Source organism: Stenotrophomonas sp. GD03794 (assembly GCF_029842145.1).
Lineage (GTDB): Bacteria > Pseudomonadota > Gammaproteobacteria > Xanthomonadales > Xanthomonadaceae > Stenotrophomonas > Stenotrophomonas riyadhensis.
On record NZ_JAOCFV010000003.1, the window covers coordinates 127,795 to 146,455 of the forward strand.

Genomic DNA, 18,661 nt, shown 5'->3' on the forward strand with positions numbered 1-18,661 from the left:
GCTCATCCTGCACGGACCGCGGCCAACAGCAGCGCGGAAAAGTACATGCCCGCACCGAACACGCTGTGCGTCACCAGGCTGCGCAGGCGCGCCTTGCCCGGCGCCGGGGACTTTGAAGCGGCAATGCCCGCGCCCATGCCCGGCTGCAGGATGAGGAACGGTGCGGCGACGCTGAGGAGACCGAAGGCCAGCGCCGGCCACAGTGTCGGCGCCTGCACCCAACTGTTTCCCACCACGGCAAGCAACAAGGCGGCGAAGGTCACCCCGGTCACGTAATGCGCCGTCCAGCCCAGCGCGCGCTCACCACTGACCGCTGCCGAGCGGCCGATACCGTCGTGGCGGAAGCGTCCTCGCGGCAGGTGGCCCAGCCAGCGCCCTACCATCGCAAAATCCAGCGAGGGAATGCCGAGCAACCGTCGCAGCAGCAGGGCCCACAGATCCATCACCGCGGTCGCGCCCACGCCGATTACCACCGCATCCATCACGAATGTCCCCAGGCCAGCCATATCGCATACCTTCAATTATTTGCTTGAATGATAGAGCGATGCTAGCGTGCCGGCCATGAACACCGCAACCGAGCCGCCACCCTCACCGCTGGAGGCCTTGGCCGAGATCGCCCGCACGCTCGGCCACGCCCATCGCCTGGCCCTGCTGGAGCACATCGCCCAGGGCGAGCGCGCAGTGGAGCGCCTGGCCGAACTGACCGGACTGTCGGTGGCCAATACCTCCCAGCATCTGCAGCAGCTGCGCCGTGCCGGCCTGGTTCAGACGCGACGCGATGGCAAGCGCATCCTCTACCGCAGTGGTGAGGGTCCGCTGGGCAACCTGCTGGCCGCGCTCCGCGACTATGCCGACCACCAGCGCAGCGAGATGCACGGTGTGATCCACGACAGCCTGCAGCGCCGCGATGCTCTGGAAGGTCTGACTGTCGAGCAGTTGCTGGAACAACGCGGCAGCGTGGTGCTGCTGGATGTGCGGCCGCGTGAGGAATTCGATCTGGGCCACCTGCCCGGCGCGCTGAACATTCCCGTTACGGAACTGCGTGCACGGATGGACGAACTGCCGCGTGCCGTCCACATTGTCGCGTACTGCCGCGGTCCCTACTGCGTGCTGTCCAACGATGCGGTGGCGATGCTGCGCGAGGCCGGACTGACCGCGCAGCGGCTCGCTGCCGGTTACCCCGAATGGAAGGCGGCCGGCCTGCAGGTGGATCTGCCCCGGCCCTGAGCGAGACCGTTGTCATGGATGATGCGTTTGCCCCGTTGATCGATGCGACCTGGCGCGGCATGTTCTCCGGGCAGCGCACGCTGCAGGACGATTCACAACTGCAGTTGGCGTGCAGCGATGACCTCGATGAGGGGGAGGACGGCATGCTGCTGCAGCCGGTCGTGGGCCCCGCGCGCGCACTGCTGCGCCCCGCCCTGGCCACTCGCCTGCAACTGCACGCGCAATCGCACTGGACGCTCCCGCAGCTGCAACAGCGCCTGCAGCAGCTCGGCCAGCGCACGCACGGCGCGGATCGCGTCTTCTACTTCCCTAGCGCCGAACTTGCGGCCCTGGCCGAGCGGCCTGCATCGCCGCATATCCGCCGTCTCGGCCCGGCCGACGCCGTCGCGTTCGATGTGTTCCAGGCCAGCGCGAGCGAGGAGGACCTCGATGCTGCCTGGGTCGAGCTGGACCACTGGCAGGTGTTCGGCGCCTTCGACGGCGAACAGGTGGTCGCGGCCGGCAGCCTGTATCCGTGGAGCCTGGGTCCGGCACTCGCCGACATGGGCGTACTGACACAGCCCGGAGCCCGTGGCCGTGGTCATGCACGCCTGCTCGTGCAGGCCATGGCGGTATCCGCCCACGCCGCCGGGTTGCAGCCACAGTACCGCTGCCAGCTCGACAACACGGCCTCGATCATCACCGCTGAGCGCAGTGGTCTGCGCGCGTTCGGTGACTGGGACATCATTCTGGCGGCCGACTGAGGCCGCCGCAGTACAACAAGGAAGCAACATGAAATTGATGGTCATCGGCGCCAGCAGAGGCCTGGGGCGCGCATTCGTGGAAGGCCTGTGCGGCCCGGGTGACACTGTGATTGGTGTCTCGCGCAGCCGCCCGGGCGACATTGCATGCCCCGAAGGCGTCACCCTGCACTGGATCGAAGCCGATCTGTCCCAGCCGACCGTGGCTGCCGACCACATCGCAGCACAGGCACCTGCCCATCTGGATGTGCTGATCCACAACCTGGGCATCTGGGAAGAGACCGCCTTCAGCGACGAGTACGCCTTCCTCGACGAAACCGATGCCGCGCTCACCCAACTGGTCGACGTCAACATCACCGCCACCCTGGTGCTGCTGCAGCGCCTGCTGCCGCGGGTGCTGGGCGCGCCACGCCCGCAGCTGGTGCTGACCGGCTCGACCTCGGCACTGCCACGCAGCGGCCGCCCGGAAGTGGCGTTCGGCGCATCCAAGTTCGCGCTCAACGGCATCGCCGATGCACTGCGCGAGGGCTTCCGCGATCGCCGCCTGGCGGTGACCAGCCTGCAGCTGGGCTACCTCAACACCGACGATGCACTGTCAGTGCCGGTGGCCGAGGCCGCAGCGCGCGGCGACGGCGAGCTGGTGCCGGTGCACGACGTCGTTGCGATGGTGCGCGCGTTGCTGCAGTTGTCACCGTCCGGCTTCGTGCGCGAACTGGTGCTGCCGGCCATCGCCGACCCGCGCTACTGACCGCGCCTGCACAGGCCAGGCTCGACCTCTTCGCGCAACAGGTACCCGAGCACGATGGCGGTCAGCACGGTCGCCATCGCCAGGACAAACAGCTGGCCACGGACGGCCTCCATGTATGCCTGGGCCAGCGCCGTTCTCGAAACGCCGGGCAATGCCTCCACCGCTCCGCCAAGGTCGCCCATGGACAGCCGGTGCACAGCTGCACGGGCCACGACGCCGGCTTCCAGCGCTACGCTCCCGCCAATCCGGGCAGAAAGCATGATGCCGACAAGCGCGAGGGCAATGGAATCGCCTGCCAGTCGCATTGCGTTGAAGATGCCCGCGGCCATGCCTGCCTGCTCTTTGCCAACCACGCTGACCGCCAGGCCATCCATGATCCCCCAAGGCAGACCGATGCCGATCCCGATGACCAGCATCGGCATCCAGCGCACCGAAGGTAGCTGGAACACCTGCGCCAGCCATGCCAGCCCAAGCGCGCCGATCAGCAGGCCAGCACAGCACAGCGTCCGCGCCGGAATCCAGCGCAGCAGGTAACCGGCAACCAGGGGCACAACCAGCAAGGGTGCAGACAATGCTGCCATCGCCAGTCCGGCTTCGGTGGGCCGCAGCCCTTCAACACCGATGAACCCCGCCGGCAGCACCACCAGAAGGACGACGTACGAGAACGCAGGCGCAGCGGCGAGAATCTGCACGCCAACAAAGCGCCGGTTGCGGAACAGGCCGAGATCCAGCAGGGGTGTTCGATGGGAGCGCTCCACGGCAATGAACACGCCCAGCAACACCACCGGGAGCGCCAGCAGTACCAGCGTCTGCGGATGCAGCAGGCCGCGTTCCGGCAGCACGATCATGGCGTAGGTGAGTGACCCCAGCGCCAGCATGAAGGTGACGGCGCCAAGCCAGTCCAGGCGAGGCGAACCGGCGCTCTTCGATTCGACGGATGACAGGGCGACCAACGGTACGGTCAGGGCAGCCAGCAACGCAGGCAGGAAGAACACCCATTCCCAGCCCAGCGCATCGATCAACCCGCCTGCCAGCAGCGGACCGCCTGCGGCTCCTGCACCAAAGGTGGTGCCGATCAGGCTGAACACCCTGGCCCGCGCCTGGCCGTCGAACACCTGCGCCAGCGACGCCATCGCACCGGCAAACGCCGCCGCCGCGGCCATTCCCTGCAGCAGCCTCATGGCATTGATCCACGCCACATCGGGCATCAGGGGAATCAGGCCGGTAACGATCGCGAACAGCAGGCCACCCAGGATCCAGATCCTGCGCCTGCCATACATATCGGCCAGTCCGCCGGCCACCAGCGTCGTACTGCCGTAGGTCAGCAGGTAGGCGTTGATCACCCAGGACAATTCTGCGGGAGACCCGCCCAGCGCGGCCCGGATTGCAGGAATGCCCACCGCGGGGCTGGCGATGCTCAGTGGAATGGTAAGGGCCGTCAGACAGCCTGCAAACACCACTCCAAGGCGTGATGATCCGGCCGTCCCAGCAGAAGCAACAGACATGTCGAAGAAGCTCCAGCGTGGCCAAGCGCCACGGCATTGATGCTATCGACGACGCTATTGCAGAAGAATCCACCCATATGTCCATGCTTTAATGACTCAAATGTCATCAATGGCCACCCATGGACAGCTTTGCCGGTCTCAGCATCTTCGTTCTGGTCGCCGAGGCACGCAGCTTCGCGGCCGCAGCGCGACAGCGTGGCATCACCCCTTCGGCGGCAAGCAAGACCATCGCCCGGCTGGAGGAGCGTCTGGGCGCCCGCCTCCTGAACCGCAATACCCGCAGCGTCAGCCTGACTGCCGAAGGCGAGCAGTTCCTTGAACGCTGCCGTCGCATCATGACCGAGGTCGCCGCAGCGGAGCGCGAGCTGACCGACGCCCATGCCGCGCCCAGCGGTCGTCTGAAAGTCAGCCTTCCGCTGGTAAGTGGACTGATGCTGCCCGTGCTTTCGGCGTTTGCACGCCGCTTTCCCGCCGTCGAACTCGACCTGCACTTCAGCGACCGTCTTGTCGATGTCATCGAAGAGGGCTTCGACGCCGTCGTTCGCACCGGCAGTCCCGCCGACTCCAGACTGCACGCCCGCAACCTCGGCAGCACCCGGCTGCTGTGCGTCGGTGCCCCTGCGTACTTCTCGAACCGCGGCACGCCACAGCACCCGGACGAGCTGGGTGGACACGCATGCCTTCTCCATCGTTTTCCCGGCACCGGCCTGATCGAGCGATGGCCGCTGCAGGCAGACATGGGTGGCCATGACATGCGGCTGACGCCCGCGATGACCGCCAATCATCTTGAGACCATCCTGCACATGAGCCTTGATGGCCACGGCATTGCGTGCCTGCCGGACTTCGCCGTTCGGGATGCGCTCGACCGCGGCGCGCTCGTCAGTGTTCTGGACACCTGGAATACCGAACAAAGCACCTTCTGGGCACTCTGGCCAAGCCATCGCCATCAGCAACCGCGGGTGCGCGCCTTTGTCGATTTCATGGCCGATCACCTCCTTCCCCAAGGCGGCCGGTGCAATTGAACCCGCGCGCGGCTGCGACTACCCTGCTCGTCACTGGCCGTCGGTCACAGGCGGGAACCTGCTATGGATGCGCTTTCAAGGGTCTCGGCCCAGGTCCTGGACAGCGCCCTGCCCAGCCTGCCGCTGTACCTGCTGCAGGCCACGGCGGTGATCGGCATGATCGGCGTGCTGCTGATCGCCACCCGTCGCGCCGGCCATGCCATTGAAGGCCGTCGCCTGTATGTGGGCGTGGCACTGGGCCTGATCTACCTGTTCAACTCCTGGTTCGTGGCCCGCTATAGCCAGGGCGTGGTCAAGCTGCACCTCGGCTTCGACATCCTGCTGGTCAGTGGCCTGCTGGGCGGTTGGCGCGGCGGCCTGACCTGCCTGGCCGCCAGCCTGCTGGCCCGCTACCAGTTCGCCGGCGCCCAGTTCTTCCTGCCTGCCGGCCTGGAATCCCTGCTGCAGATGCTGGCCGGCATCTGGCTGCGCAGGCGCCTGCACCCGCGCATGCTCAACGAACTCTCACTGCGCATGATCCTGCAGGCCTGGGGTGTGCGCATCGGCGTGACTGCGCTGGGCCTGGCACTGGGCGTGGCGATCATCGGCGCCGATCAGCTGCCGGTGGCTGAACTGGCGATCCAGCGCCTGCTGGCGCTGCCGGTCTCCCTGCTGATGCTGGGCGCGGTGTTCGCACTGGTCTACAACGACGCGCAGATCGACGCCCAGCGCCAGCGCGAGCAGGCCTGGCTGCGAATCGACCCGATCAGTGGCCTGCCCAACATGCGCGCGCTCGGCGAACGCCTGCAGCATTACTGGCGCGACAACGACGGCAGCGGCAAGGCCTGCCTGGTCGTGGCCGAGATGGGCAACCTGCGCGACCTGCGCCTGCGCTATGGTCCGTTGCAGGACAACGGTCTGTGGCAGCGCGACAGCACCGATGAGGTGCATCGGCTGCTGCCGTCGCTGCCGGCCGGGCAGCTGGAGATCTACCAGTTCGGTGATGCGGCGCTGGCAATTCTGGTGCGTGACCTGTCGCTGTCCGAACTGCGTACGCAGCCACAGATCACCGAGTTGGCCAGCAACCTGGCCGATCGGGTCGGCCGTGACTGGCCAGGGTTCCGCCCGCTGTTCCGCTGCGCAGTGGTCGAACTCAAGCCCCCCACCGATGCAGACGATGGCCATCTTCCGTTCCGCGCGATCACCCTGGCACTGAGCGCGATCGAATCCGGTGTCGTGTTCTTCGATGACCCCATCCAGCGCGACAGCGAGATCGATGCCTTGATTGAAGTCGCGCTTGAACGCTGGCTGCAGCAGGGAGATGCCCCCCTGTGCTACCAGCCCAAGCATCGCCTGCAGGATCGCCAGCTGGTCGGCGCCGAAGCGTTGCTGCGCATGCGCGATGGCGAAGGCCGTCTGATCGCACCGATGCGGGTAATCTCGCTGCTGCGCCGGCAGGGCCGCCTGGCCGACCTGGAATGGGCCACGCTGCAGTCCGCCCTCCACTTCCTGCAGCAGTGCCGGCGCGATGGCGCGCAACTGACCGTAGCAGTCAATGTCTCCGCCGAGTCACTGCGCCTGCCCGGCTTCGGCCTGCGCCTGCAGGAACTGCTGCAGCTGCATGACGTGCCCGGAACGATGCTGCGCCTGGAGATCGTCGAGTGGACCGAGATCGTCGAGCGCGACGTGGTCGACGCCAACATCGCGCAGTTGCTGGCCGCCGAGGTGACGCTGTCGCTGGATGACTTCGGTGCCGGCTACTCGACCCTGATCCTGCTCTCGCAGCTGGCCATCGCCGAGGTCAAGATCGAGCAGGCGTTGATTGCCACCCTGTCCGATGCCAAGTCGCAGTCGATCGTGCGTTTCATCGTCGAAGTCGCGCACCGCTGCGGCGCCATCGTGGTGGCCGAGGGCACTGAAACCCTGGCACAGGAACAGCAACTGCGGGCACTGGGCGTGGATGTCGGCCAGGGTTATCTGTACTCGGCCGCGTTGCCGGCCGACGAGTTCCGCCGCTTCGCGGCCAGCTAGACCGCGTAGTAACCCAGGAACATCGCCACCGCCGACTCGGCCACGCGTGCGCGCTCCTGTTCGTTCAACGGCGCCTGCCCCATCGTCACCTGCGGCCAGAACGCAAAGCTCTTCACCAGCCCATGCAGCTGGTGGCCGGCGAACTCCGGATCGACCTGGCGCAGCCGGCCATCGGCGATCGCCGCGCGGATCCACGCGCTCTCGCCACTTTCCTTCTCGCCCATGCGGCAGACGATGGCCTGCGCCCGTTCCGGCGAATGGATGATCTCGGCCATTGCCACCCGTGCCAGGTCGATGAAGTTGGCATCACTGAGCAGCTCCAGCTTCTGCCCCAGCAGCTGCATCAGCTGCGCCTGCAACGGCAGATCGGTGCGGTACGGCAGCGCATCACTGGCCACGCTGCGCTCCCACAGCTCCTCCAGAATCATCGAGAACAGCGCTTCCTTGCTCGGGAAGTGATTGTAGACGGTGCGCTTGGAGACCCCGGCCACCTCGGCAATGCGGTCCATGCTGGTCGCCTCGTAGCCCGATGCACGGAACTCCTCCACCGCCGCGCGCACGATGGCTTCGCGTTTGCGGTCGGTCAGGCGTTGCGGGGCACGGGACATGGCGGAAACCGGATAGCTGAACGGACGCCACCATTTTACACCCGGCAGTGTACTTTTGAAAAACACGAAACTACACTGTGCAGTGTACCCTGCGGACGTCACCCATGAAGCGCCTGCTCCTTGTCCTCCTGCTTGGAATCCTCGCCGTGACCGCCTACACCTTCTGCAAGTCCTGGTCCCTCCCCGACTTCCCCGATTCGCCGCAGTACCGCGACGGCAAGTTCCGCAATGCCCTGCCGCGTCCGGCGATGGGCCTGCGCGACGGTGCGGAGATCTGGTGGACGTTCCTGTTCAACAAGCCCAAGGGCACCGTGCCCGCCCACCCCATTCCGGTGCTGCCGCTGGACCGTGCAACCCTGGACGCCGCGCCTGATCGCAGCCTGTTCCGGCTCGGGCATTCCACGATCCTGCTGAAGCTGCGTGGCCAATACTGGCTGACCGATCCGGTGTTCTCCGAGCGCGCTTCGCCGGTACAGTGGCTGGGCCCGGCGCGCTTCCACGCACCGCCGATCAGCATCGACGAACTGCCGCCGATCGCCGGCGTGATCCTCTCGCACAACCACTACGACCACCTGGACCATGCCGCGGTGATGCAGCTGGCCGGCAAGACCGCACGCTTCATTGCCCCGCTCGGCGTGGGCGACCAGCTGATCGCCTGGGGCGTGGACGCCAGCAAGGTCGAACAGCTGGACTGGTGGCAGTCCACCGAAGCCAGCGGCCTGCGCCTGACCGCCACCCCGGGCCAGCATTTCTCCGGCCGCGGTCTGGGCGACAGCGATCGCAGCCTGTGGGCGTCGTGGGTGATCCAGGACGATGACTTCCGCATCTTCTTCAGCGGCGACACCGGCTACTTCGACGGCTTCAAGGTCATCGGTGAGAAGTACGGCCCGTTCGACCTGACCATGATCGAAACCGGTGCCTATGATCCGCGTTGGGCGTTCGTGCACATGCAGCCCGAGCAGACCCTGCAGGCGCACCTGGACCTGCGCGGCAGGTGGCTGCTGCCGATCCACAACGGCACCTTCGACCTGGCCCTGCACGCATGGCAGCAGCCGTTCGAGCGCATCACCGCCCTGGCGGCCGCGAAGAATGTTCCGGTGGCCACGCCGATGATGGGCGAGGCGCTGGACATGCAGGCGCCGCAGGCGGGCACGCGCTGGTGGGAGACGGTGGAGCTGTAATGGGGGATGCCGCTTGACCTGCCGGAAGCCATATAGAGCCGAGCCACGCTCGGCTGCTTCTGAGAAGTGCGCCGTGGAAGTCAAACAAGCTCAGCTTTGGAGGCACCGCAATTGGAGACCCCGGCAGCATTGCTGACATCGACATGCACGGTTATCAATTCGGCTTCCGGTAGCGCACTCTGAACCTGCACGCATGCGGCACGCGCGACATCGTCTGCGGCTGTGCCTTCTCGCTGGAATCGCAACGCCAACACGCCCGGCAATCCACTGCCCAGCAGCGCATCGTCGCATCCCGCCTCTGCAAGACCTCGCTCAAATGCACTGATATCTTTTCCAGTATCAGGCACTCGGTACATCAGCGTGAAACTGAATTCCATCATCAATCCATTTCAGATCGGTGGTCACTGCCAGTCAGGATAGGGGCCAACCGGCAGCCATCCAGAGCCACATCCGTCAGTGCTCCCGCGATGGCAGCGCCAACGTCCAGCGGCGCTGCAGCGCGTCATGTAACCGATTACATCCCTTGCTAGCCTAGCGCTCGCCCGAATCCGGTCGAACCTGCGAGGCTGTCCGCAATGACGTTGCGCACCGAACGCTCCAAGGTCTCCCGCCCACCTGCCCCATGGCGACCTGCCGCCACTCTGATGCTCGCCGTCCTGGCATCCTCCGCGCAGGCACAGACATTGCCACCACGCAGCCAATGGCAGGCCAGCGCCTCCTCGCAGCAGGTACCGGCGATGGCGATCAGCCACCTGATCGACGGCGACCCCAAGACCGTCACCGGCGGTGCCTTCAGTCCGGGCCACTGGTTCCAGATCGATATGGGCGCACCGACGATGCTGGCGGGCGCACGGCTTACCTGGGATGTCTCCAATCCAGAGGGCTATTCACTGCAGACCTCGCTGGACGGCACGCAGTGGCAGACCGCGTACACCATGGCCGATTCGCTGGGCGACGTGGAAACGCTGTACTTCGCGCCACGCCAGGCGCGCTACCTGCGGTTGGCCAGCCCGCAGCGCACGTCCGACTGGGGCGTGTCGATCTTCGAGATGGAGCCGCTGGACAGCACGCTCAGCGCACGCATCAGCGGTGTCGATGCAACGCAGGCAGCGGCGCTCTGGCAAGGCGGTGGCACCGTCGCGGTTCCAGCCGGAAAAGGTGGATCCCATACGCTCGAGATCATGCTGCCTCGCGCCCAGTCCACGGCCGGTCTCGCGGTCGACTGGGCCGATGGCGGGCGCGGCGCCGCCCGCTTGCAGGCGCAGGACGCACAGGGCCGATGGCAGGACCTCGCACACGATGCACAGGCGGCCAGCCATCGGCAGAGTTGGCTGGCTGCTGACACGGCACACCCTCTACGTGCATTCCGCCTGGCCGTGGACGGCGCTGCCCCGCAGATCGCGCGCCTGCGCCTGCTTGGCCCGAAAGCCGTGATGACGCCGATGAAGCGCTACCAGATTGCCGCCAGCGGTGCGCAGCGTGCGTTGTTCCCGGCGTCGCTGCAGATGCAGCAGACCTACTGGACCGCAGTTGGCGTGCACGCAGGGCGGCAGAAATCCATCTTCGACGAATACGGCAACCTGGAAGCGTTCAAGGGCGCACCGCTGGTGCAGCCGATCTGGCGCAATGCCGATGGCAGCGCAGCCGGTGCCGCCGGGCAGAAGGTGCAGCACGCACTGCGCGACGGCTGGAAGCCAATGCCCTCCGCCACCTGGTCACCGCAACCCGGGCTGGAGCTGCGCAGTGAGGTGTTCGCCATCGAGCGCGATGGCCAGCCGGTGACCTTCCTCCGCCATCGACTGCACAACACCGGCACCACGGCGATCGACGGCACGCTCAGCCTGGTCGTCCGCCCCATGCAGATGAATCCGCCGTGGCAGAACGGCGGGCTGTCGCCGATCCGCGAGGTGCGCATCGACGGACAGGCGGTGCGCATCAATGGCCGCACGCTGCTGCAATCGCTCACGCCGATGGCTGCGTCCGGCGTGGCGCCGTTCGGGAAGGACGGCGCAACGGAGATCACCGCGGACATCGCTGCCGGCGAACTGCCTTCCTCGCAGCAGGCACGTGATGACCAGGGTCTTGCCGCCGCCGCGCTCAACTACCGCGTGTCGCTGGCGCCGGGAGCCAGCGATGCCATCGTGGTCGCGTTCCCACTCGGCACCGCCGCTGCCGATGCCAGTGGCGTGCTGCCCGAAGCGCCTGCGCTTGACCTGGCCACGCTGCCCCGTGATGCCAATGCTGCGTTCGACGCGCTGGCCACACAGGCCTCCGCGGACTGGCAGGCAAGGCTGGGCCAGGTCGGGCTGCGCCTGCCCGACCCCTCACTGGTGGACATGCTGCGCGCGCAGGCCGCCTACATGCTGATCAACCAGACCGGCCCGGCCATGCAGCCTGGTCCGCGCAACTACAACCGCTCCTTCATCCGCGATGGCATGGCCACCTCGGCGGTGCTGCTGCGCATGGGCGAAGCCCGCGTCGCGCGTGATTACTTGGCCTGGTACAGCGCGCACGGCGTGCATGCCAACGGACTGGTTTCGCCGATCCTCAACGACGATGGCAGCGTCAACACCGGCTTCGGCTCGGACATCGAGTACGACAGCCAGGGCCAGTACGTGGCACTGGTGGCCGATGTCGCCCGCCTCGATGGCGGGCCCGAGTCGGTGCGTGACTACCTGCCGAAAGTGAAAGCAGCGCTGCGTTTCCTGCAGGAACTGCGCGAGCGCACGCTGGTACCCGGTTACATGGCCGACCAGCCGGCGCCGCAGCGCTTCGCCGGCATCCTCGCGCCGTCGATCAGCCATGAAGGCTATCCGTCGCCCACCCACAGCTACTGGGATGACTACTGGGGCCTGAAGGGCTGGCACGACGGTGCATGGCTGGCCGAATCGCTGGGCGATCATGAGACCGCGCGCTGGGCGCGTGAGCAGTACAAGGCGCTGTACGACGCACTGCATGCCTCGATCCGCGCCACGATGGCGTGGAAGGGCATCGACTTCATCCCGTCCTCGGCGGATCTGGGCGATGGTGATCCCACCGGCGTTTCGATTGCATTGGACCCCACCGGTGCGCAAAGCGTGCTGCCGGCCGTGGCACTGCGGACGACCTTCGCCCGCTACCTGGACGACGTGCGCAAGCGCAGCCAGCCCGGTGCGCTGTATGCCTACACGCCGTACGAGATCCGCAACGTGCTGAGCTATGTGCACCTGGGCCAGCCGCAGGTGGCCGATGAGCTGCTGCAGGGCCTGCTGCGTGATCGACGCCCGCGCGAGTGGCAGGTGCTGGCCGAGGTCGTGCACTCTCGACTGCGTTTTCCACGCTATCTCGGCGACATGCCGCATACCTGGATCGGTGCCGAGTACGGCCGCACCCTGTTCGGTATGCTGATGCGCGAAGACGATGATGCGCTGTCATTGCTACCGGGCACACCGCCTTCGTGGGTGGCGGGCGATGGCTTGGCGGTGGAGCGTCTGCCGACCGCGTATGGCACGTTGCAGATGCAGGCGCTGCAGCGCGACGGCACACTGAACGTCACCCTAGGCGACGGGTTGCGCAGCGGGACGGCGGTGAAGGTCTGGTGGCCGGCGCGCACGATGCCGAAGACGGTGCGTGTGGATGGACGCAGCGTTTCCGATTTCGATGCTGAGTGCGTGCGCGTGGCGAAACCGTTCAGAACGCTGGAGGCGCGTTGGTAGAGCAGCCGAGCATGGCTCGGCTCTACAAAAGCGGCGTTAGCGCCGGGCCATGCTCGGCGTCACAGCGTCGGCAACCCCGGCGGGTTGGTCTGCGACTGCGGCACCGCTTCCTCGGTCACGTTCCAGCGCGCCAATGCCTGCGCATAGGTGCCGCTGCCGATCTGGGTGTTCAGCGCCTGGGTCACCGCATCCGCCAGGCCGCTGCCCTTGCGCGTGGTCACCGAGATCGCCGCGGCGTTCGGCCAGCCGCCCGGGAACAGGCCCACACGCCGCACCTTGCCATCGCGCGCCGAATAGGCGCCGGTGGCGTTGGGCTCGAACGAGACATCGGCGCGGCCGGTAATCACTGCCAGCCGCCCAACCACGGCGTCATCGAAGTACTGGTACTCCACCGGCTTCAAGCCAGCGGCGATGTTCTGCTGGTCCCACTGCCGCAGGATCTGGTCCTGGTTGGTGCTGGCACCGACCACCACCTTCAGCCCGGCAACGTCGGCCGGCTTTTCGATCTTCTGGATCGGCCCATCAGTGCGCGTATAGATGCCCAGCAGATCGTAACGGTAGCTGGAGAAATCGAACTTCTTCTTGCGCTCCTCGGTAACCGTCACGTTCGACAGCACGGCATCGTACTTGCCTGATTCCAACCCCAACGGCCAGTCCGCCCACGCCACCGGCACGATCACCAGCTTCAGGCCCAATCCATCGGCAATCAGCCGTGCGATGTCCGGCTCGATGCCCACGACGTCCTTGCTGTCGGCGCCGTAGTCGGCCAGCGGCAGCTGCCCCGGATGGGTGGCCACGGTGAACGTACCGGGCGTGACAAAGCGATAGTCGGCCGGGATCAACGCCTGCGCCTTCGGATCGAGCGTGCCCTTCAGGATGGCGGTGTTTGCACCCGCCAGGCTGGCTGCGGCCACGGTGCTGGCATCCGGTGCCTGACGCACGCGCGAATAGACGATGCCGGCGATGCCGATGACCAGCACGCCCACGATCAACAGGGTGCTGCGCGAGGGGCGACGCGGTGCTGCAGGGCTCATGGTGTTCCTTCCGGGGTCACAGGGTCTTGGCCAGGAAATCGGCGGTGCGTTGCTGGTGCGGACGCTCGAACAGGGCTTCGGGCGTGCCCTGCTCGATCACCCGGCCCTGGTCCATCATCACCACGTGGTAGGCCACGCGACGAGCGAAGCTCAGCTCATGGGTGACGATCACCAGCGTGGTGCCGGAACGGGCCAGCTCCTCGATCACGCTGAGCACTTCGGCCACCAGCTCCGGGTCCAGCGCCGAGGTCGGTTCATCGAACAACAGCACCTTCGGTTGCAGGGCCAGCGCGCGGGCAATCGCGATGCGCTGCTGCTGGCCGCCGGACAGCTGGCGCGGGAAGGCATCGGCCTTGTCGGCCAGGCCGACCCGTTCCAGCAGCGTGCGCGCCTGCTGTTCGGCCTGCGCACGCGGCACGCCGCGCACCGCGATCGGCGCCTCGATGATGTTCTCCAGCGCGGTCAGGTGCGGGAACAGGTTGAAGCCCTGAAACACCATGCCCACTTCCGCACGACGGCGGCGGATCTCACGCTCGGGCAGCTCGTACAGGGTGTCGCCGTCGCGGCGGTAGCCGATCAGCTGGCCGCCGACGGTCACAAAGCCACTGTCGGCACGTTCCAGATGGTTGATCAGCCGCAGCAGCGTGGACTTGCCGGCGCCGGACGGGCCGATCAGCACCGTCACGCTGCCAGCGCGCAGGTCCAGGTTCACGTCTTCCAGCACCGGCTGGTCGCCGAACACCTTGCCTACGCCATGCAGCGACACCGATGCCCCCTCGCCCGCTTCAACCTGCGCGGCGATGCGCGGGCGATTGACTACGCGCGGTGCGGCATCACCTGTGGCGCGCGTTGGCGACGAGACACGCGATACCGAACGCTCGCGCTGCAGTTGGCCGCGCGCGAACCGCTGCTCCACACGCCGTTGCAGCAGCGAAAGCACGGTCAGGATCACCAGGTACCAGACCGTGGCCACCATCAGCAACGGCACCACTTCCAGGTTGCGCCGGTAGATCACCTGCACGGTGTAGAACAGCTCCGGCAGCGCCAGCACGTAGACCACCGACGTGCTCTTGGCCAGGCCGATCACATCGTTGAACGCGGCCGGCAGGATCGAGCGCATCGCCTGCGGCAGGATGATGCGGCGCACCTGGCGGCCACGTGGCAGGCCAAGCGCCGCTGCGGCTTCGTACTGGCCATGGTCGACCGAGAGAATGCCGCCACGGATCACTTCCGCCGAGAACGCGGCCTGATTCAGGGTCAGGCCCAGCACCGCGGCGGTGAACACGCCGATCAGCTGCGTGGTCGGGTACGAGAACAGGCTGATGCCGGTGAACGGCACCCCCAGCTCGATGGTGCTGTACAGGTAGCCCAGATTGTTCAACAGCAGCAACAGAACCAGCAGCGGAATCGAGCGGAACAGCCACACATAGCCCCACGACACCGCCGACAGCAGCGGCGAACCGGAGACGCGGGCCAACGCCAGCAAGGTGCCCAGCGCGAAACCGAGGCCAGTACCCAACGCGGTCAGCAGCAGCGTGCGACCCAGGCCTTCCAGCACCGGGCGTGCGAAGAACCACTCGGCGAAGGTGCCCCAGCCCCAGCGCGGATTGCCCAGCACTGATTGCAGCCCGATCAGGATCAGCGCCAGCGCCAGGAGGGTTCCGACCACCTGCAGCGGATGCCGGGCCGGCACGATCTTCAACGCCGGAGCTGGCGCCGGGCGTGCGGCAAGTCCATCCAGCGCGGTCGAAGGCGTGCTCATGCGTGGGCTCCATGCAGCTGGGCTTGCGCAGGCGCGATGACGGGCGCGGAGGCCCGCAGGTGTTTTTCGAACGGCAGATGCGCGATGGTTTCCGGGTCGGCCTGCAGATCGAACAGCGCGGTGTAGCCGTGGCTGAGGTACAGGCCGACGGCTTCAGGTTGGCGGAAGCCGGTGGTCAGGAACACCCGCCGGTATCCTTGCCGCGCTGCCTGGTCTTCCAGCTCCTGCAGCACGCGCCGCGCGATGCCCTGGCGGCGCAGCCCTGGCAATGTCCAGATGCGCTTGAACTCGGCGGTATCCGGATCGCGGTGCGGCATGAACGCACCGCCGGAGATCGCCACACCATCGCGCAGCAGCAGCACGAACGCCCCTACCGGCGCCGCGAATGCCTGCGCCGGGTAGCGCTGCAGTTCCTCGCGGGCGCTACCGCCGATGCGTCGACGCACGTCGGCGTAGCGGCTGTCGTACTCCTGCTCCAGGCCATCGAACAGCGGCCGCGCCAGTGGATCATCCACCGAGGTGTAGAGGAAGCGTTCGTTGCTGCTCATGCCACGTCCTTCACCAGATAGTCTTCGGCCAGCCGCGCCCACAGGCTGGCGGCGGGTGCGATGGCGGCGTCGTTGAACACATAGCGCGGGCTGTGCAGCGGTGCGCTGTCGCCGTTGCCGACGAACACGAAACTGCCCGGCCGTGCCTGCAGCAGGAACGCGAAATCCTCACTGGCAGTGCGCGGCGCGAATTCGGGCACCACCTGTTCGCTGCCGAAGCCCTGCACAGCCACCTCACGGATGTAGGCGGTCTGCTGCGGATGGTTGATGACGCTGGGGAAGCCACGCGGAAACGCGATCTCGGCGCGCGCGCCGAACGCGGCCGCGGTCTGCTCGGCGATCTCGGTGACCCGGCGCCGCAGCGTGTCGCGCACTTCCGGCAGGTAGGCGCGCACGGTCAGCTTCAGCTCGACGACGTCCGGGATCACATTGGCGGCCTGCCCGCCGTGGATCGAACCGACGGTGACCACGCCCATCTGCCGCGGATCGACATTGCGCGACACCACGCTCTGCAGCGCGGTGACGATGTGCGCTGCCGCCAGGATCGGGTCGACGCTGCCCTGCGGCTCGGCACCGTGGCCGCCCTTGCCGATCACCTTCAGCCGCGCCCAGTCCACCGACGCCATCGCCGGGCCATCGACGAAGCCAAAGTGACCCACTGGTACGCCCGGCCAGTTGTGCAGGCCATAGATCGCATCCACCGGGAAGCGTTCGAACAGGCCGTCGGCAATCATCTTCGAGGCCCCCGAACCGGTTTCCTCGGCCGGCTGGAACACCAGCTGCAGGGTGCCATCGATGCGGCCGTGATGGGCCAGGTAGTGCGCCGCAGACAGCAGGATGGCGGTGTGCCCATCGTGGCCGCAGGCATGCATCAACCCCTCGGTCTGGCTGGCGTACGCCAATCCGGAATCCTCGTGGATCGGCAGTGCATCGATGTCGGCGCGCAGGCCGAGGCGACGGCTGCCCTGCCCGCGCTGCAGCGTACCGACCACGCCGGTGCCGCCGAGGCCGGTGGTGACCTCATAGCCCCACTGCTGCAACAGCTCGGCCACGCGTGCGCTGGTACGGTGTTCCTCGAAGGCCAGCTCCGGATGCTGGTGCAGGTCATGGCGGATCGCGATGGCCGCCTCGGCGCGTGCCGCGATGTCGGGCAATATGCCCGTCGTTCGGGAATTCCGCCGGGCATGGCCCGGCGCTACCGTGCTTTCTCCGCTCATCGCCTTACCCCGCCTTCCGCGCCGGCTCGGCATCGGTCGCATGGCGGCTGGCCTTGTACGGCAGGCCCAGATGCGCGCGCAGAGTCTGCCCTTCCAGCTCGCGCTGGTGGTAGCCGCGCGCCTGCAGGATCGGCAGTACCTGGGTCACGAAATCGTCCAGGCCTTCGCGCTGTGCCGCGAATCCGAGGATGAAGCCGTCGCTGGCACCGGCATCGAACCAGCGGATCAACTCGTCGGCCACGTGCTCCGGCGTACCGATGAAATTCGGCCGTGGGCTCACCGTTTCCAGCGCCACCTGGCGCAGGCTCAGGCCCTTCTCACGTGCATCCTGCTTGATGCGGTCGGTGGTGGAACGGAACGAGTTGCTGCCGATGTCACCCAGCTCCGGGAACGGCGCGTCCGGGTCGTACTGGCTGAAATCATGGTGGTCGAAGAAGCGGCCGAGATAGGCCAGCGCGTCCTCCAGCGTGGCCAGCGCAGCGATCGCCTGGTACTTGGCCTCGGCCTCCTCGGCAGTGCGGCCGACGATGGGGCCGATGCCCGGGAAGATCTTCACGTCATTGCCGCTGCGGCCGTGGGCGATCGCCGAGTTCTTCACCTTCTGGGTGAACGCGCGGGTCTCCTCCAGCGATGGCGAATGGGTGAACACCGCATCGGCGTACTTGCCGGCCAGCGCGATGCCATCGTCGGACGAACCGGCCTGGAAGATCACCGGCTGACCCTGCGGCGAACGCTGGATGTTGAGCGGCCCTTCCACCTGGAAGAAGCGGCCCTTGTGGTCGAGCCGCCGGAACTTCTCCGGTGCGAAGAACGTGCCGCTGTCGCGCTCGCGCACAAAGGCATCGTCATCCCAGGAATCCCACAGTCCCTGCACCACCTCCAGATATTCGTCGGCGATCTGGTAGCGCAGCGCGTGCTCCGGGTGTGGCCGGCCGTAGTTGCGGCCAGAGCCCTCCAGTGGCGAGGTCACCACGTTCCAGCCAGCGCGGCCGCCGCTGAGCAGATCCAGCGAAGCGAACTGGCGGGCCACGGTGAACGGGTCGCTGTAGGAGGTCGACAGCGTGCCGGCCAGGCCGATCTTTTTCGTCGCCGTGGCCAGCGCCGACAGCAGCGAGATCGGCTCGAAGCGGTTGAGGAAGTGCGGGATCGACTTCTCGTTGATGTACAGGCCATCGGCCACGAAACCAAAGGCGATGCCGTTGTCCTCGGCGGTGCGCGCGATGTCGATGTAGAACTGCAGGTTGACGCTGGCGTCGGCCGGGTTGGAGGGATGCTTCCAGGCATGCATGTGGCTGCCAGGGCCCTGCAGCATGATGCCGAACGGAATGTGGCGCGGGGTCGCGCTCATGGGAATCGCTCCAGCA

At 66.8% G+C, this 18,661-nt stretch carries 16 protein-coding genes; 7 read left to right on the forward strand and 9 right to left on the reverse strand.

Annotation, left to right across the window (positions count from 1 at the left end; genetic code table 11):
- Positions 1-2: 2 nt before the first annotated feature.
- Entirely contained in the window at positions 3-506 is a 504-nt protein-coding gene (locus tag N5D91_RS03005) for a DUF2938 domain-containing protein (protein ID WP_180854732.1), read from the reverse strand.
- Between the two features lie 55 nt (positions 507-561).
- Here N5D91_RS03005 and N5D91_RS03010 point away from each other — a divergent pair, with 55 nt between their 5' ends.
- The 3 genes from N5D91_RS03010 to N5D91_RS03020 are packed head-to-tail and all read left to right on the forward strand — an operon-like array spanning position 562 to position 2,715.
- Positions 562-1,227, forward strand: a complete 666-nt coding sequence (locus N5D91_RS03010; protein ID WP_180847244.1) for a metalloregulator ArsR/SmtB family transcription factor — start codon at positions 562-564, stop codon at positions 1,225-1,227.
- A gap of 14 nt (positions 1,228-1,241) precedes the next feature.
- The gene (locus tag N5D91_RS03015) at positions 1,242-1,970 is read left to right on the forward strand and encodes a GNAT family N-acetyltransferase (RefSeq protein WP_180854733.1); all 729 of its coding nucleotides are present in this window, start codon (positions 1,242-1,244) and stop codon (positions 1,968-1,970) included.
- 28 nt (positions 1,971-1,998) lie between these two features.
- Entirely contained in the window at positions 1,999-2,715 is a 717-nt protein-coding gene (locus N5D91_RS03020; protein WP_180854734.1) for an SDR family oxidoreductase, read from the forward strand.
- On the opposite strand, the gene N5D91_RS03025 is transcribed toward N5D91_RS03020, so the two are convergent.
- Positions 2,709-4,220, reverse strand: coding sequence for an MFS transporter (locus N5D91_RS03025; protein ID WP_180854735.1), 1,512 nt, complete (start codon positions 4,218-4,220; stop codon positions 2,709-2,711). The genes N5D91_RS03020 and N5D91_RS03025 overlap by 7 nt on opposite strands.
- Positions 4,221-4,339: 119 nt before the next feature.
- Between N5D91_RS03025 and N5D91_RS03030 the strand changes: the two genes are divergently transcribed.
- Together N5D91_RS03030 and N5D91_RS03035 are read left to right on the forward strand one after the other, a co-directional pair.
- Positions 4,340-5,242: a LysR substrate-binding domain-containing protein gene (locus N5D91_RS03030; RefSeq protein WP_180854736.1), complete on the forward strand. Its 903-nt coding sequence runs from the start codon at positions 4,340-4,342 to the stop codon at positions 5,240-5,242.
- Between the two features lie 63 nt (positions 5,243-5,305).
- Positions 5,306-7,252, forward strand: a complete 1,947-nt coding sequence (locus N5D91_RS03035) for an EAL domain-containing protein (RefSeq protein ID WP_180854737.1) — start codon at positions 5,306-5,308, stop codon at positions 7,250-7,252.
- Here the strand turns inward: N5D91_RS03035 and N5D91_RS03040 are convergent.
- Positions 7,249-7,860 (reverse strand): TetR/AcrR family transcriptional regulator, encoded by a 612-nt coding sequence (locus tag N5D91_RS03040; protein ID WP_180854738.1) that lies wholly within the window; start codon positions 7,858-7,860, stop codon positions 7,249-7,251. The two genes, N5D91_RS03035 and N5D91_RS03040, sit on opposite strands and share 4 nt — an antisense overlap.
- Positions 7,861-7,964: 104 nt before the next feature.
- Between N5D91_RS03040 and N5D91_RS03045 the strand changes: the two genes are divergently transcribed.
- The gene (locus tag N5D91_RS03045; protein WP_180854739.1) at positions 7,965-9,041 is read left to right on the forward strand and encodes an MBL fold metallo-hydrolase; all 1,077 of its coding nucleotides are present in this window, start codon (positions 7,965-7,967) and stop codon (positions 9,039-9,041) included.
- 80 nt (positions 9,042-9,121) lie between these two features.
- On the opposite strand, the gene N5D91_RS03050 is transcribed toward N5D91_RS03045, so the two are convergent.
- Positions 9,122-9,418, reverse strand: coding sequence for a hypothetical protein (locus tag N5D91_RS03050; protein ID WP_180854740.1), 297 nt, complete (start codon positions 9,416-9,418; stop codon positions 9,122-9,124).
- 198 nt (positions 9,419-9,616) lie between these two features.
- On the opposite strand from N5D91_RS03050, the gene N5D91_RS03055 reads away from it, so the two are divergent.
- Positions 9,617-12,736: a discoidin domain-containing protein gene (locus N5D91_RS03055; RefSeq protein WP_180854741.1), complete on the forward strand. Its 3,120-nt coding sequence runs from the start codon at positions 9,617-9,619 to the stop codon at positions 12,734-12,736.
- A 59-nt stretch (positions 12,737-12,795) separates the two neighbouring features.
- Here the strand turns inward: N5D91_RS03055 and N5D91_RS03060 are convergent, their stop codons facing one another.
- From N5D91_RS03060 to N5D91_RS03080, 5 genes are read right to left on the reverse strand one after another with little or no spacing between them, the layout of a single operon-like run.
- The gene (locus N5D91_RS03060; protein ID WP_180847252.1) at positions 12,796-13,770 is read right to left on the reverse strand and encodes an ABC transporter substrate-binding protein; all 975 of its coding nucleotides are present in this window, start codon (positions 13,768-13,770) and stop codon (positions 12,796-12,798) included.
- A 16-nt stretch (positions 13,771-13,786) separates the two neighbouring features.
- A complete protein-coding gene (locus N5D91_RS03065; RefSeq protein ID WP_180854742.1) occupies positions 13,787-15,532 on the reverse strand; it encodes an amino acid ABC transporter permease/ATP-binding protein in 1,746 nt (581 codons plus the stop codon).
- The gene (locus tag N5D91_RS03070) at positions 15,529-16,080 is read right to left on the reverse strand and encodes a GNAT family N-acetyltransferase (RefSeq protein ID WP_110712060.1); all 552 of its coding nucleotides are present in this window, start codon (positions 16,078-16,080) and stop codon (positions 15,529-15,531) included. Before N5D91_RS03070 ends, N5D91_RS03065 begins: the two co-directional genes overlap by 4 nt.
- On the reverse strand, positions 16,077-17,297 hold the full coding sequence (locus N5D91_RS03075) for a M20 aminoacylase family protein (RefSeq protein WP_110712059.1): 1,221 nt from the start codon (positions 17,295-17,297) through the stop codon (positions 16,077-16,079). The genes N5D91_RS03070 and N5D91_RS03075 overlap by 4 nt, the downstream gene beginning before the upstream one ends.
- A 4-nt stretch (positions 17,298-17,301) precedes the next feature.
- Entirely contained in the window at positions 17,302-18,645 is a 1,344-nt protein-coding gene (locus tag N5D91_RS03080) for an LLM class flavin-dependent oxidoreductase (protein ID WP_180854744.1), read from the reverse strand.
- Positions 18,646-18,661 lie beyond the last annotated feature (16 nt).